Genomic DNA, 14,446 nt, shown 5'->3' with positions numbered 1-14,446 from the left:
AGCATTGCCGTTCTGGTCCAATCCGGTACGACAGCACGGTTAGCCGATCTGTGGTGCGCGAGGGAAACATGTGACGCTTTTTGTCATATGGGGCAGTTGATGATGTTTATCTACTATTGTCCTTAGTACATGGGTGTCGAGCGCAGTTTGAGTCGTCGAGGACGAGGGGTGTTTGTGAGGCAACGGAATCGACTCACGCATGCTCGCACGAGAGTCGCTCACGCCGTCCTTGGTCTGGCTCTCGCCGGATCGATCGTCGCAACCACTCCCGGTATCGCGATGGCGGTTCCGCCGCCGCCACCGAATCCGAGCGATACCGAGTTGCAACAGGCAGACTCACGCGTGGATCAAACTCTGGGCCGTATCGGCGATCTGATCAACGACGTTGCGTCGGCGAATGCGCAACTCGCTGAGATCGCCGCCCAGGTTGCGATCAAGCGGGAGGACGTGAACAAGGCGTTGGTGGACCTTCAGTCATCCCGTGATGTCGCGGTGGCCGCCACTGCTGCTGGGGCAGCTGCACGCACCGACATGGGAGTGGCTGGGCAGGCAATCGAGGTGGCGCAACAGCAGTTCGACGATTTCGTTGCCGCCAGCTACAGACAAGGCAGCACCGCCGGCTCGCTGACCGTCTTCCTCGGAAGCGACAGCCCCGACGATCTCTTGGCCAAAGCTGACCTGGTGCGGATGATTACGAAGAAGCACAACGCGGTCATGGACGAGCTTCAGCGCGCACGAACGGCGCGATCGAACACGGAGTCTGTGGCACGGGCGGCCCAGGCGACCGCCGACGCTGCTGCAGCCAGAGCAGAAGACAACAAAGCCCTCGCAATGGAAGCAATCCAGCGCGTGACGGATGCGCAGAAGTCGGCAACAGAGCAACAGGCAGTGGTCATGAAGGAGCGCGATTCCGCGCAAATCGAGTTGGAGGCAGCGAGAAACAGCGCGACGGGATTGCAGAACCAGCGTCAGGTCTACGACCAGTGGGATACTCAGCGCAGAGCAGAGGAAGCAGCTACCGCTGCGGCGATCGCCGCAGCGCAGCAAGCAGCATCGGAAGCTGCGACCCGGGTTGCTGCGGATCAAATTGCACGTGATCGCGCCGCGGACATTGCCAGCAGACAGCGTCCGCATACCCAGATCAGCGATGATTCCTCGGAGACGAAGGTGCCGTCGGTGACGACTACGCCGTCACCGTCTGCTGCTTCTACAAGGGCTCCCACGTCGGTGACGGCTACGCCGTCACCGCCTGCTTCTCCAACCAAGGCTCCGTCGGTTACGACGGAGCCCGGAGGTGGCGTGAGTGACGACGGTCAGAATTCGGTCACCGGTGACGGTGCCATCGAAACTGTCATCGACCGGGCAATGTCGCAACTCGGTGTCCGCTATTCGTGGGGAGGCGGAGACGCAAACGGGCCGACCGTCGGAATTCGTGACGGCGGAGTCGCGGACACTTTCGGTGATTTCGAAAATGCAGGCTTCGACTGTTCCGGAATCATGATCTATGCGTTTGCTGGTGTGGGAATCTCACTTCCGCACTACTCCGGGTACCAGTACACCGCGGGAAGGCAGGTTCCAGCCTCTCAGATGAAGCGAGGGGATCTGATCTTCTACGGGCCCAACGCAAGTCAGCACGAGGCGCTCTACCTTGGCAACAATCAGATGCTTGAATCCCCGCAGTCCGGCGATGTGGTCAAGGTTTCCCCGGTGCGTTGGGACGGCATGGTGCCCAATGTGACCAGGCTTCTCTAGCTCTTCTCCGTCGGCGGTACGGTTGGCTTCAGAGGTCGGCGAAAATCGTTGCGTACGTCTGTCTCCATAAGAGTTTCGCCGGGCGTGCGCGCGGACATGTGGGGATCGTGGGGTTGGCGTTATCGGGATTGGTGGAAGGGGCAATTGACTTTCGAGTCGCCGATGCTGTTCTCGATCAGTTTCTTGATCACCTTCTTAGTCGATGGTCTTTCGGAGGTGCTTCTGGCCAGACCACCGTTCGATTTTCAGGTCACCGACAGTTACTTCGGCGTGGCACATTTTCACTACGTGGTCTTCGGTACGGTTGTGTTCACCACGTACGCGCGGATCTACTTCTGGTTCCCTAAGATGACTGGCCGAGTGATGGATGAGTGGCTGGGCAAATGGCATTTCTAAGCGGCGTTCGCGGATTCCACATGACCTTCCTCGTGCAGCACTGGCTCGGCGTCGAGGGGATGCCGCGCCGCTAAGCGGATTACCTACCTTTGGACGACTTTGCGGTACTGAACTCCATCTCGACCGTAGAGTCCTTCGTCTTGGGTGCATTCACCATTCACCTTGCCGTTCATCTGGAACGTCTTCAGGAGCTACAGATTTGGTGAAGTCGTCACGGTCGACGATCCGTGGGGCAATGGCAATTCTCTCGAGTGGGCGACCAGCTGTCCGCCGCCACGCCACAACTTCACCGAGCCCCTATCCGCTCCGAGTGTCCGGCGTTCGAGATGCACCACCCACACATGGTGGAACGGATTCGGGCTGAAGCTCACACCGGAAGGTTCCATCCCACAACGAGCACACTGGCGGGAAACGGATCCGAGTGAGCCGTGTCGTCCGCAAACTACGTGTACGCAATATATGTCGCACGTATGACGGGAAGAAGTGAGGACACGAAGTCGCCATGAGTTCGTTCCCAATTTCGGTGATGACTGTGCCGGCGACGGATGAGACTGGCATGACCCCCATCAAGTGACCCGCAAGCTATGAGAATCCTTCCGCCCTGATCAAGGGCATGAAAGGCTGCAACTCATGGCTGGACGCAAACGGCACACGCCCGAACAGATCATCCGAAAACTGCGCCACGGCGACGAACTTGCCGCCACAGGCGCCGACGACGAGGAAATCGCCCGACAACTCGACGTCTCGGTGCCGACGCTCTACAACTGGCGCAAGCAGTATGGCGGCATGAAAGCCGACGACGCCAAAGAGTTCAAAGAACTCAAGAACGAGAACGCCCTGCTCAAGAAGCTCCTCGCCGAAGCCGAACTCGAAAAGGCTGCACTCAAGGAGATTGCTCGGAAAATTCTGGGTCAGGCCGTTCCGTCAACGGGTTGATTCCATTATCACTGGAAAATTCTGAGCCTGACCGCCAAACGAAACGCTGTCGTCATGCTCCAGGAAACGATGGGGCTCTCACAGCGTTTCGCCTGCAAAATCGTCGGGCAACCGCGATCCACCCAACGAAAAGCGCTTGCGAGAGACACCCCGGACGATCCGGACGCCGATCTGCGGAAGTGGTTGCGAGACTGGGCCAAAGCGAATGCCCGCAAGGGGTTTCGTCGGGCGTGGGCGGACTTGCGTGCCATGGGCTGGGTGATTAACAAAGAAGAAGGTTCAGCGTCTCTGGCGCGAGGAAGGGTTGCGGGTGAAGGTCCGCAAAATCCGCAAACGAGCCGACGCTTCGACCACCCCGATTGCCGAGGCACATGCACCGAAGGTGGTGTGGGCGATCGACTTCCAGTTCGACTTCACCACCGACGAACGGAAGTTCAAGATCGCGTCAATGGTGGACGAGCATTCGCGCCAGTCGGTGCTCAACATGGTCGAGGGATCCATCCCGGCAGAGGATCTCGTCGCCGCCCTGGAGAAAGTGTTCGCGCTCTGGGGCGGCCCGCCACAGGTGTTGCGGTGCGACAACGGACCCGAATTCATCTCCGAGGCGTTGCGGACGTTCTGCGAGGACCGACTGGGAATCGGATATGTTCCCCCTGGTCAGCCGTGGAAGAACGGCTACATCGAATCCTTCAACAACCGAGTCCGTGACGAATGCCTGAACATGAACGAGTTCCACAGCCTCCTCGAAGCCCGGGTGGTCATCGAGGACGGGAAGGAGGACTACAACACCCGACATCGGCATTCATCGCTGGCTTACCGCACTCCGAATGAGTACAGCTGCCAGCTGTATTCACACGCATTGATTCTCTGATAGCGAGTGGCTCACCAAACGGGGTCCTACCAAGACGACAGCCGCACTGACCGATTCGTTGTTACGCGAACTCTTACCGCGCTCACGTTTGTCGGTGCGGGCCTCGGTTGCCCTGCCTCGACGCTGCGCAAACTCCCGCTGTCCCGCGCATCGTATTCGATCGCCGTGGAGACTTCGCTTTCACACACGTGCACCTCGGTGATACCCCTGTCGGGTGGGATGCAAGTCGTTGAAGGATTGCCGTTTCCGGTCGTCTCATACAGTGAACTACTATCTCTTTTAGTAGTTCACTGTATGAGGGAGGGACATCGGCGATGACGAATTGGTCGCTCTGGCGTTGGATTACTGCGTCGGCAGGTGCGGTGGCAGCAGCGCTCATCGTCGGCGTCCCCACCGGGATAGTGCCGACTTCGTTCTACCAGCGGATGACTCCGGTGCTGTGGTGGAACTATCCGGTGTGGATCGCGAACGCGATATTGAGTGGATTGATACTCGCGACGTATGTGCGAACGCAATCCAGTTCTGCAGCACCCTCGCGCGTGGGCATTGGCAGCAATGCGCTGGCTCTGTTGGCCGTCGGCTGTCCGGTGTGCAACAAATTGGTGATCATGACTGTCGGTGTGACGGGTGCGTTGAATCTGTGGGCACCGATACAACCGGTCCTGGGGCTGATTTCACTGGCTTTGATGGCGGGCGCGTTTCGGCAGCGGTTGAAAGGTGAGCGGGCGTGCGGAGTGCGTACTTGTGTGTCGAAGGACTCGATCGGTACTGCGGTCCCCGAACGCTCCTAGTGCGCGATTGGATGTTGTCAAGAAGGATGGGACCCCAAGGAAACGGTCTCCTGTTGACGACGGTTGAAAACTAGTCCAGAAACGACGGGTGGTCTAGTTTTCAACCGTCGTTCACATCTCCTTCATCGCTTGGGTGATCTACGCCGCCTCTCTGCACGCGCGTGCTACTTCTGGTTGGCGCGATACCCGTGCCGCCTGGATAATCATTGCCGGTTTCGTCGCAATGCTGTTCAATCTCTTCATCATCAAGATGGATGTCTCCGGCCTCCATTCGTACGCGGGACTCAACTGAGAGCGAGCGGGTGAGAGTGGCGCGGGGGCATATGGATCAGGGGAGCCCCGCGCCTGCATGCCGGGGGAGTGGCGCAGCCATTCTGATGTGAGTGTGTGAACGTGGTGATCAAACTTGTCAATCATGCGCACTTCCTGCCCTTGCAAGGCGGAAGCCGTTGTGGCGCCGCGTCAGGGAGTTTCTTTTCCCGACATCCTGCGCGACACTCGAGTTCATCGTGTATCAGTGTCAACCTGATGTGGTCGCACCTGCTCAATACCGGCTGGCTTTCGAGTCGGTACGCCTCCGCGATCAACTCGGAGTCGGTCATCCCCCGCCGAACGTCCTGCATCATGACCTCCATGTCGTCTGTTCTCGTTTGCGTACCCGGCCTGTCCCTCGTTAATCGATGGGCTCGGTTTGCGCCTGGACCTGATTGATGCAAATAGATCGGTTCGGTTCAGGCGTGGGTTTTTGTGCACCCGTTCCTACCTCGTGCTGGTGGGTATCCCACGGAGCCTGACCAGAATGTTGAGCCCGACGAATGTGACCGCGCACGCAGGACGGCGCGTGCGGATCTCGGGATATCTTCGGGTGTAATTACCAAACCCTCCAACAAATGAGGTTGCCTCGATAGTGTTCGGTGTCCTCCGGGGTATTGACCTGTCGCCTAGAAGGCTCGGTGCCTCTGCCGAGGTCAATTGTCAAGCAGAGACACCGAGCCGCGTGCGCTCACATCCGACTGAAATCTGAGCAATGAACGCCGGAAGTCGTGATCACAGCGTGGCGAGAATGCCTTCCATCGTGGTGATTTCCTGGTTTTGCGCGCTGATGATGGTCTGCGCCATGGAGATAGCTTCGGGATACTGTCCGGAATCAACTTCAGTTTGCGCCATTGCGACAGCTCCGCGGTGATGGTCGATCATCTGAGCGAGGAACAGTTTCGCGGCATCGGTTCCCTGTGCATTCTGCAGCGCGGTCATGTCATCGGCGGACATCATCCCCTCCATCATTCCCGGCGTCATCCCCATGCTCTCTGAGGGCATCGGCATGTTCATGCTGGTAGAGGGTGTCATGCCTTCCATGCTGTGGGAGGTGGTCGGCATATTCATGCCAGAGGAGGACGAACTCTGTCCCCAGCTGGTCAACCAGGCCTGCAGCTGCTCGATTTCTGGGGCTTGCGCTGCCTTGATCTGTTCTGCCAACGTCGTCACTCGGGGGTCGATACCGTCTTTGGAGAGGAGCATGTCGCTCATCTGGACGGCCTGACTGTGATGCGGGATCATCTGCTCGGCGAATGTCACATCTGCCTGATTGTGAGTGCTCGCGTTCGCCGATGAACTGGATTCGGCACTCATTGACGTTGGCGTGGAGGTAGTTTCATCGGTATTGGAGCTGTTACATGCGGTGAGGACGAATAGTGCTGCAGTTGCTGCAGCACTGATTGCGAGGACCTTCTTCATATCGGGGAATCCCTTTCGCTGGGAGATCGGTTGTCGGGTCATGAGACGTTCTGTGAGGTGGACTTCGTAGTGCTGGGTGAAGGCCGGTGTTGATCTGGGGGAGAAGGGAGGCGTAGCCGCTTCAGCAGTAGTGCATTGACTGCGACGATGAAGCTGGACCCGGACATCGACAGCGCCGCGATCTCGGGGCGAAGTACAAGTCCGAGGGAGGGTTCGAAGACTCCAGCGGCGATGGGGAGGGCGATGACGTTGTACCCGACTGCCCATCCGAGGTTCTGTCTCATCTTGCGGAGGGTGCCTCGCCCGATTTGTAGAGCGACCGGTACGTCGAGTGGGTCCGACCGCATCAGCACGAGGTCCGCTGTTTCGATTGCGACGTCGGTACCTGCGCCGATGGCGATACCGAGGTCCGCTTGTGCGAGCGCGGGAGCATCGTTGACTCCGTCCCCGACCATCGCAACCTTTTTGCCGGCATTTTGCAGCTCGACGATCTTGGCGGCTTTGTCGCCGGGGAGCACTTCCGCGATGACGGTATCGATACCGAGCTGGCCCGCGATGCGCTGTGCGGTGGCTTCGTTGTCGCCGCTGAGCATGACGACTTCGACGCCCAAGTCGTGCAGCGCCGCCACTGCGGCGGCGGAAGTCTCTCGGACAGCGTCGGCGAGTGCGATCACCCCGACGCCCTGTCCGTCGACGGCAACGAGTACTGCTGTGCGCCCGCTGGCCGCGAGGTCGTCGCGTGTACCCATCAATGTGCCGAAGTCGACGTTTTCGGCGATCATCAGTTTGCGGTTGCCCACCGCCACTCGACGACCGTCCACCTCCGCAGCCGCACCATGACCTGGCACATTACGGAAATTTGTGAGGGGAAACTCCGGGGCGCCGCGTTCGGTCGCGTAGCGGACGATCGCGCCGGCGAGGGGGTGTTCGGACTCGCGTTCGACCGCCGCGACGAGGGAAAGGAGTTCATCGGTGCCGATACCGTCGACGACGACGTCGGTGACTTCGGGTTCACCCTTGGTGAGGGTGCCGGTCTTGTCCATCACTACCGTCTCGATGCGCGCCGAGGATTCCAGCGCGGTGGCATTTTTGAACAACACTCCTCGTTGAGCTCCGAGTCCGGTGCCGACCATGATGGCGGTGGGCGTGGCCAAACCGAGAGCGTCGGGGCAGGTGATGACAACGACGGTGATCGCGAACAGAAGCGCGGTCTGCACTCCTGCACCCGCCGCCCACCAGACGAGGAAGGTGCCGGTGCCGCCGATCAAAGCAACAAGGACGAGCCAGAACGCGGCCCGATCAGCGAACCGTTGCCCCGGCGCTTTCGAGTTCTGCGCTTCCTGGACCAACGCCACTATTTGGGACAGGGCGGTGTCGGCACCGACTTTGGTTGCTCGGACGCGAAGTGTGCCCGTCGTGTTGATGGAAGCCCCGATGACTGCGGATCCCGGTTCTTTGGATACGGGAAGGCTTTCCCCGGTCACCATTGACTCGTCGACTTCGGAAGTTCCGCTCTCGACCGTTCCATCGACAGGGACTTTGCCGCCTGGTCGGATCAGTAACAGGTCTCCGACGACAACGTCGGCGGTGGGAACTTCGACGGGTTCGCCGTCTCTCAACACGATTGCCAATGGCGGGGTCAGTTCGAGCAGTGTGCGAATCGCGTCGTTGGCTCCACCTCTGGCTCGCATCTCGAACCAATGTCCGAGCAGGACGAAAGCCGTCAGCACCGACGCGGCCTCGTAGAAGACCTCGCCGCCGCCGGTGAAGGTGACGGCGACGCTGTAGAGCCAACCCGCCCCGACGGCGACGGCAACGAGGACCATCATGTCGAGGGTGCGGGCCTTCAGAGCCCGATAAGCGCCGTCGAAAAAGATCCAGGCCGAGTAGAACACCACTGGCAAGCTCAGTATCAGGGTGAATACGTCGTCGCGGAGTCCGAACGGGGCGGGAACTGTGAATCCGAACATGTCGCGCCCCATCGGGGACCACAGCATGATCGGAATGGACAGAACGAGAGCGACGAGAAAGCGATTTCGCATGTCCCGGACCATGTCGTCCATCGACATTCCGGCGTGGGCGCCTCCGTGCCCCATCATGTCCTGTGCAGAGTGTTGAGCATGTGGTTCGTGCGCTGTGTGTTCGCCGTGAGGAGATTCGCCGGGGTGTTCGACCGGTGCGTCGGTTGATGTGTCGGCGTGGTCTGAATGAACGTGGTATTCAGAGGGCGTGGCGCTGGTGCTGTCGTTTGGTTCGGAGAGGGGGTCGCAGCTGTGGGAGGGCACTGATCGCCCTGCGCAGTGATAGCCGCAGTCCCGGATCCATTGGGACAGTTCGGGTATCGAGGTTGCAGCCGGGTCGTAGGTGACCGTGGCAGTTTGGTTGAGGACGTTGGCCTCAGCAGAGACGACGCCACGTCGGCGAAGGAGAGTTGATTCGACTGCGGCTTTCGATGTCGCCCACTGCAATCCTTGTACTTCGAGAACGGTGGTTCGATTCATCTCTGCGCCCTCTCGTTGTGACCGCCATTCTTGCGGCAGCGACTGTGCGGATACCTCGGTGGCATGTTCCCGTGTTGTGGCAGATCGTCGGCACCTCTGGGGCGTGATGTTGTGGGGTCCACGTGTGTCTCAATACTGAGCCTGCCGGTGGCGGATATGCCTTGGTTAGATGTTTGGTGAAGATTCGATGAAGGACCATGGTGTCCCAAGCAGTCGACGACTGCCCTCGTCCGTGATGGTGGTCGTCGTGAAGTGAAACCTTTGGATTCGTTGCGGGTGGACAGTGGGACCTCTCCCGCACATCGCGTCCGAAGAGTTCAGGGCAGACGGAAGGTCATCGGGGCAGTCGAATTCGGGATCAAATCAGTGATCGGAGCTTGTGGCATGACTGGTGAATCGTCGTAGGCGCAAACTGTTCGTGACGACGAAGATGGAGCTGAAAGCCATGGCAGCGCCGGCGATCAGCGGGTTCAACAACCCCAGCGCCGCCAGAGGCAACGCCGCCACGTTGTAGGCGAAGGCCCAGAAAAGGTTCCCTTTGATGGTTTTCAACGTCGAGCGCGACAGACGGATCGCATCTGCGGCGGAGCGCAGGTCGCCTCGGACAAGGGTGAGATCGGAGGCTTCGATGGCGACATCGCTGCCGGTGCCCATGGCCAGACCTAAGTCTGCTTGTGCCAGAGCAGCGGCGTCGTTGACACCGTCACCGACCATAGCGACTGTATACCCACGGCTTTGGAGGTCTTTGACGGCGCTTACTTTGTCCGCGGGCAAGACTTCGGCGATGACATCGGCGGCTTCGATCCCCACTTGTTTTGCGACGGCGACGGCGGCGCGAGCATTATCGCCGGTCAACAGGATGGGACGTAGTCCCAAGGTTCGGAATGCAGTGATGGCCTCTTTCGAGGTGTCCTTGACAGTGTCCGACACGACCACGATTCCGCGGATCGAACCGTCCCACGCAACCCACACCGGGGACTTTCCGTCGGCTTCCGCGTCGTGTGCGGCCACTTCCAGATTCTTGGGTGCGACGAGAGACCAGTCCTGCTCCAACCAGGTTCGCCGACCTATAGCAACGGCTCGGCCGTCTACGACACCGGAGACGCCTCGGCCGTCGTGGTTGGAGAAACCTTCGATTCTCGGCAACGGCCGGCCGTCAGCCCGAGCTGCAAGAGTGATGGCCTGCGCGATCGGGTGTTCGGAGCCGTCCTCCAACGCTCCTGCGACAAAAAGTAATTCGTCGATATTCTCGCCATCTGCGCCGACTGTCGAATCGACACTCATGCGCCCGGTGGTGACGGTCCCGGTCTTGTCGAGCACGATGGTGTCGACCTGACGGGTGGATTCGAGAACCTGGGGGCCTTTGATGAGAATCCCCAACTGGGCGCCGCGGCCCGTTCCGACCATCAGCGCCGTCGGTGTTGCCAACCCCAATGCACAGGGGCACGCGATGATCAGCACGGCAACGGCGGCGGTGAACGCCGTCACCATCGAGTGACCGGTCAAAAGCCACGCACCCAACGTCATCAGTGAGAGAACGATGACGACCGGGACGAAGATTCCGGAGATGCGGTCGGCGAGACGTTGGACCTGAGCCTTGCCGTTCTGTGCATCTTCGACCAGTCGTGCCATCTGAGCGAGCTGAGTGTCGGCGCCGATACGAGTTGCTCGAACGAGGAGTCGCCCTCCAGCGTTGACGGTGGCGCCGACAACGGCGTCGCCAGGGCGCACTTCGACTGGCACGGATTCGCCGGTCAGCATGGAGGCGTCCACCGCAGATGTGCCGTCGGTGACGATGCCGTCGGTCGCGATCTTTTCGCCGGGGCGTACGACGAAGATGTCACCGACCACCAATTGTTCGGTGGGAATTCGGATCTCGGTGTGTTCCCTCAACACCGCTACGTCTTTGGCTCCCATGTCCATCAGTGCGCGTAGGGCTGCACCCGACTGCTTCTTGGCGCGGGCTTCGAAATATCGCCCCGCCAGTATGAAGACGGTGACCGCAGCAGCGACTTCCAGATAGATGTGGTCCGCTCCGCCCTCCTGCTGTGGGAACAGGCTGAACTCCATCTTCATGCCGGCCATTCCGGCATGACCGAAGAACAACGCCCACAGTGACCACAGGTAGGCCGCCGACACCCCCACCGAGATCAGAGTGTCCATTGTTGCCGCGCCGTGTCGGGCATTCGTCAGTGCAGCGCGGTGGAAGGGGAGTGCGCCCCAGACGACGACGGGAGATGCGAGCGTCAAGGCCAGCCACTGCCAGTTCGTGAACTGCAATGGCGGGATCATCGACAATGCGACCACAGGCACAGTCAATGCGAGCGAGACGAGCAGTCGGGTCCGCAGTTGCGAAGCCTCGTCCTGGATTCGGGCGTCCACCCCGTCGGTAGTGCCGACCTCCCCGGACGAGCCCTTGGGGGCAGGCAAGGTGGCGGTGTATCCCGTTGCCTCGACGGTGGAGATCAAGTCTTCAGGTGCTACCGCACCCGTGAAATCGACCTTCGCCTTTTCGGTCGCGTAGTTCACTGTCGCGGTGACGCCGTCGATCTTGTTGAGCTTCTTTTCGATTCGCGCGGCGCAGGAGGCGCAGGTCATGCCGCCGATGACCAGTTCGACACTGTGTGCGGACTCGGCAGCGACGGTCGTGTTGTCCAGGGTGCTCATCAGATGTACCTCTCCTGACCTGCCTACGCTGGCGGTGTGGGCGCCCGGTCAGATGTTCGCGAGATGATAGTTGCCGGCTTCGTCGAGCGCGGCAGTTACTTGTTCCTCGGTCAGTGGCGCTGAAGCTGTGACGGTCACGGTGGAGACTCCTCCGGCGACGAGATCGATCTCGACCTCGCTCACTCCGGGGAGGGCGCGCAGCTCGTCCGTGACGGCGCCGACGCAATGCCCGCAGGTGAGGCCGGTGACCGCGAACGTGTTGTTGGTTGCAGACATGATGTCCTCCGTAGGGGTGGGCGCGGATGTCGTGGGTGATTTCTTCGTCGAGTTGCATCCACAGCCGCGTTGCGTCTTATCGAGTAGATTCGGCTGCGAGTTAGTCTGACCGCTCATGATTCCCTTCCCGTCTGGTACCCCAGGGGGGTACCTGTTTCTACTATACTCGCGTTAGGAGAAGGTGAGTCAAGGCTGCGCCTCGACTACTTCCGTCGGACATTTGGTCGGATTCTCCCTCGTGTATTCGCCCGCGCAGAGAACGTCGAATTTCGAGCGCCCGTGGAGTGTCGCCAGGTGTACACCGGAGCCATGGGCAGTTGCGCCGTTCGCGGGATTTCGATCCCAGTCCAGCGGCAGGGCAGAGGCCGGGGATTCCGGGACGCTGACCCGATGCCGGGGCGGCCACAATCTCACCTCGCCGAACGGGGTAGGAAGAGGCATCGAATGAGATGCCGGCCCAATCAGGTCGCGCCTCCCGTGCTGGTGTGATCGTGTGTTCGGACGTCTCCACGTGTCAGACGATGTAGCCCAAGCGGGTCATCATACCCGACTCCTGGTGATATCCGTTGTGGCAGTGGAGCATCCAGTCGCCCGGGTTGTCGGCGATGAGATCGACAGCGACAGATTCCATCGGACGAACGATGACTGTGTCCTTACGAGGGCCGACACCGCCGTCACCTTTGACCACTTGGAACGTATGCCCGTGCAGATGCATGGGATGCCACATCATCGTCATGTTGGTGAACGTGAGCCGGGCTCGGTCCCCTTCTTTGACGGTCAGAGGTTCGGTTTGGTCGTAGTTCCGACCGTTGATCGTCCATTGGTAGCTCATCATGTCCCCCCCGAGGTCTGCCACGAGATCGACACCGGTGCCATCGCTTCGCGGCAGAACGACACTTTCGGCTGCAGTGAACGACTCGACCGTGCCCACTCGACCTGCCAATTCCCGAGGGAGGAACGACGCGTCGGGCGCAGCGCCCGAGCCTGTACGCAGCAGCGTCCGAGCCTGAGCGTTCTTACCCTCGGCCGCGGCGACGAGCGGGAATACACCGTCCTTGACCGTGACGATCACGTCGTAGCGCTCACCCATGCCGAGGAGAAGCGCATCGACTTCTGTCGGTACGACCGGAAAACCGTCCGTATGGGTCACGGACATCACGTGATCGGCAAGGGCGACTCGAAAAGCGGTATCCGCACCCGCGTTGATGATGCGAATACGCACACGCTGACCGGGAGCGGCCGAGAAAGTTGTCGGTGCAGAAGCTATCCGCCCGTTGATCAGATAGTACGGATAGCTGACGTCACCCGCGTCCCCACCGAGCAGAGCGCTTGATTCTACCGAGTTAGGGCCACCCGAGGTGGCGGGCAGCGTGGTTTCGGCCGACCCGTGGTTCATTCCACCCATGCCAGGCATGTTGCCCATCCCGGATCCGCCCATCGAACCCATGCCGTTTCCGGACTGAAGGTCGGAGAGGATCTGTTGCGGACTCGTGCCGACTCCATCCGTCCAGTCGTCGAGAACCACGATCCATTCGGCGTCGTAGTCGACGGGCTCGCGGGGGTCGTCGACGACGATGGGGAGATACAGGCCGTAGTCGGTGTCGAGACCGACATGCGGGTGAGCCCAATACGTTCCCGAATGAGGTACTGAGAACCGGTATGTGAAGTTCTGCCCCGATTCGATGTTCGGGCTTGCCGGCATGGCGCCGTCCATGTCGTTGCGAAGCGCGATGCCGTGCCAATGCACCGATGTCTGATGATCGAGTCCGTTGTTGACGGTGATCGCCAACTCGTCACCGACATTCGCGCGAATCAACGGACCGGGAACACTGTCGCCGTATGCCAGAGTGCGCACCGTGATGCCGCCGAGATCGATATCGGCACCCTGCGGATTGAGCGTGTAGTCCACGGTGCGACCGGTATGCGGGCGCGCTGCCTCAGCGGACGTGATGGCATTCTTGTCGAACGGCGGGGGGTTCGGGTTGGACGATCCGCTGGTGGTGCATGCGGTCAACGCCAGGCCACCCGCCCCCGCCGCCGTGGCGGCGAGAAACGTACGTCGACTGAAAGCCGATCCTGTGAACGGCGCAATAGCCATGATTGTGATTGTCCTTGTCTAGTCGTTGTGGAGAAACGGAACTGATACGCCACCGAGCCCGGGGCGCGCGTGCGGCAGAGGTCAACGACTCTCGTGTCGACGAGAGGATCGATCCAAAGCTTCACTGCGGGAGCGATACTCGTCATCGTCGATCTCGCCGCGGGCGTAGCGCTCATCCAACAGATGCTGCGCATTCGTACCACGGAGTTCGCTGCGGGTACTGCGCCTGGGACGAAACAAAGCAAGTAGGGCCGCAATGACCAACCCCCAAAATGCGATCATCGCCAGCGCCATCAGAATCCAGCTGACCCAACCCATTCCATAACCCGAATTCTCGCTCCACCACATCATGTCCGTTCACTCTCCTCACCTTCGACAGTGCTCGCCGAACCCTCTGGGATCGGTGTGCTTTCTATGAAGATTC

At 60.3% G+C, this 14,446-nt stretch carries 8 protein-coding genes and 3 pseudogenes; 5 read left to right on the top strand and 6 right to left on the bottom strand.

The genetic code is table 11. From position 1 onward, the window contains the following. Window positions 1-129: 129 nt before the first annotated feature. From AOT96_RS31245 to ccsA, 5 genes and pseudogenes are all read left to right on the top strand, one after another. Entirely contained in the window at window positions 130-1,752 is a 1,623-nt protein-coding gene (locus AOT96_RS31245) for an NlpC/P60 family protein (RefSeq protein WP_081377629.1), read from the top strand. Window positions 1,753-1,884: 132 nt separating this feature from the next. Continuing rightward, window positions 1,885-2,573: pseudogene (locus tag AOT96_RS31240) on the top strand (cytochrome c oxidase subunit I); the annotation flags it as partial. A gap of 205 nt (window positions 2,574-2,778) precedes the next feature. Beyond that, window positions 2,779-3,955, top strand: a pseudogene (locus AOT96_RS31230) (IS3 family transposase). A gap of 314 nt (window positions 3,956-4,269) precedes the next feature. Beyond that, a complete protein-coding gene (locus AOT96_RS31225; RefSeq protein ID WP_047270626.1) occupies window positions 4,270-4,746 on the top strand; it encodes a hypothetical protein in 477 nt (158 codons plus the stop codon). A 115-nt stretch (window positions 4,747-4,861) separates the two neighbouring features. Then, window positions 4,862-5,038: pseudogene (gene ccsA / locus AOT96_RS35000) on the top strand (cytochrome c biogenesis protein CcsA); the annotation flags it as partial. A gap of 755 nt (window positions 5,039-5,793) precedes the next feature. Here the strand turns inward: ccsA and AOT96_RS31215 are convergent. The 6 genes from AOT96_RS31215 to AOT96_RS31190 form a co-directional block, all read right to left on the bottom strand. After that, a complete protein-coding gene (locus AOT96_RS31215; RefSeq protein ID WP_047270628.1) occupies window positions 5,794-6,480 on the bottom strand; it encodes a DUF305 domain-containing protein in 687 nt (228 codons plus the stop codon). A 38-nt stretch (window positions 6,481-6,518) separates the two neighbouring features. Beyond that, a complete protein-coding gene (locus tag AOT96_RS31210; RefSeq protein WP_058228111.1) occupies window positions 6,519-8,981 on the bottom strand; it encodes a heavy metal translocating P-type ATPase in 2,463 nt (820 codons plus the stop codon). A gap of 363 nt (window positions 8,982-9,344) precedes the next feature. Further along, entirely contained in the window at window positions 9,345-11,648 is a 2,304-nt protein-coding gene (locus AOT96_RS31205; RefSeq protein WP_047270630.1) for a heavy metal translocating P-type ATPase, read from the bottom strand. A 48-nt stretch (window positions 11,649-11,696) separates the two neighbouring features. Beyond that, window positions 11,697-11,924 (bottom strand): heavy-metal-associated domain-containing protein, encoded by a 228-nt coding sequence (locus tag AOT96_RS31200; RefSeq protein ID WP_030537788.1) that lies wholly within the window; start codon window positions 11,922-11,924, stop codon window positions 11,697-11,699. Between the two features lie 514 nt (window positions 11,925-12,438). Next, entirely contained in the window at window positions 12,439-14,022 is a 1,584-nt protein-coding gene (locus AOT96_RS31195; protein WP_030537787.1) for a multicopper oxidase family protein, read from the bottom strand. Window positions 14,023-14,103: 81 nt separating this feature from the next. Beyond that, window positions 14,104-14,373, bottom strand: a complete 270-nt coding sequence (locus AOT96_RS31190; protein WP_030537786.1) for an SHOCT domain-containing protein — start codon at window positions 14,371-14,373, stop codon at window positions 14,104-14,106. Between the last annotated feature and the right edge of the window lie 73 nt (window positions 14,374-14,446).

This window comes from Rhodococcus sp. 008 (genome assembly GCF_001682295.1).
GTDB classification, from domain to species: domain Bacteria; phylum Actinomycetota; class Actinomycetes; order Mycobacteriales; family Mycobacteriaceae; genus Rhodococcus_F; species Rhodococcus_F qingshengii.
The sequence above is the reverse complement of the archived record's forward strand: the minus strand, read 5'-3'. Positions and strand labels throughout refer to the sequence as shown.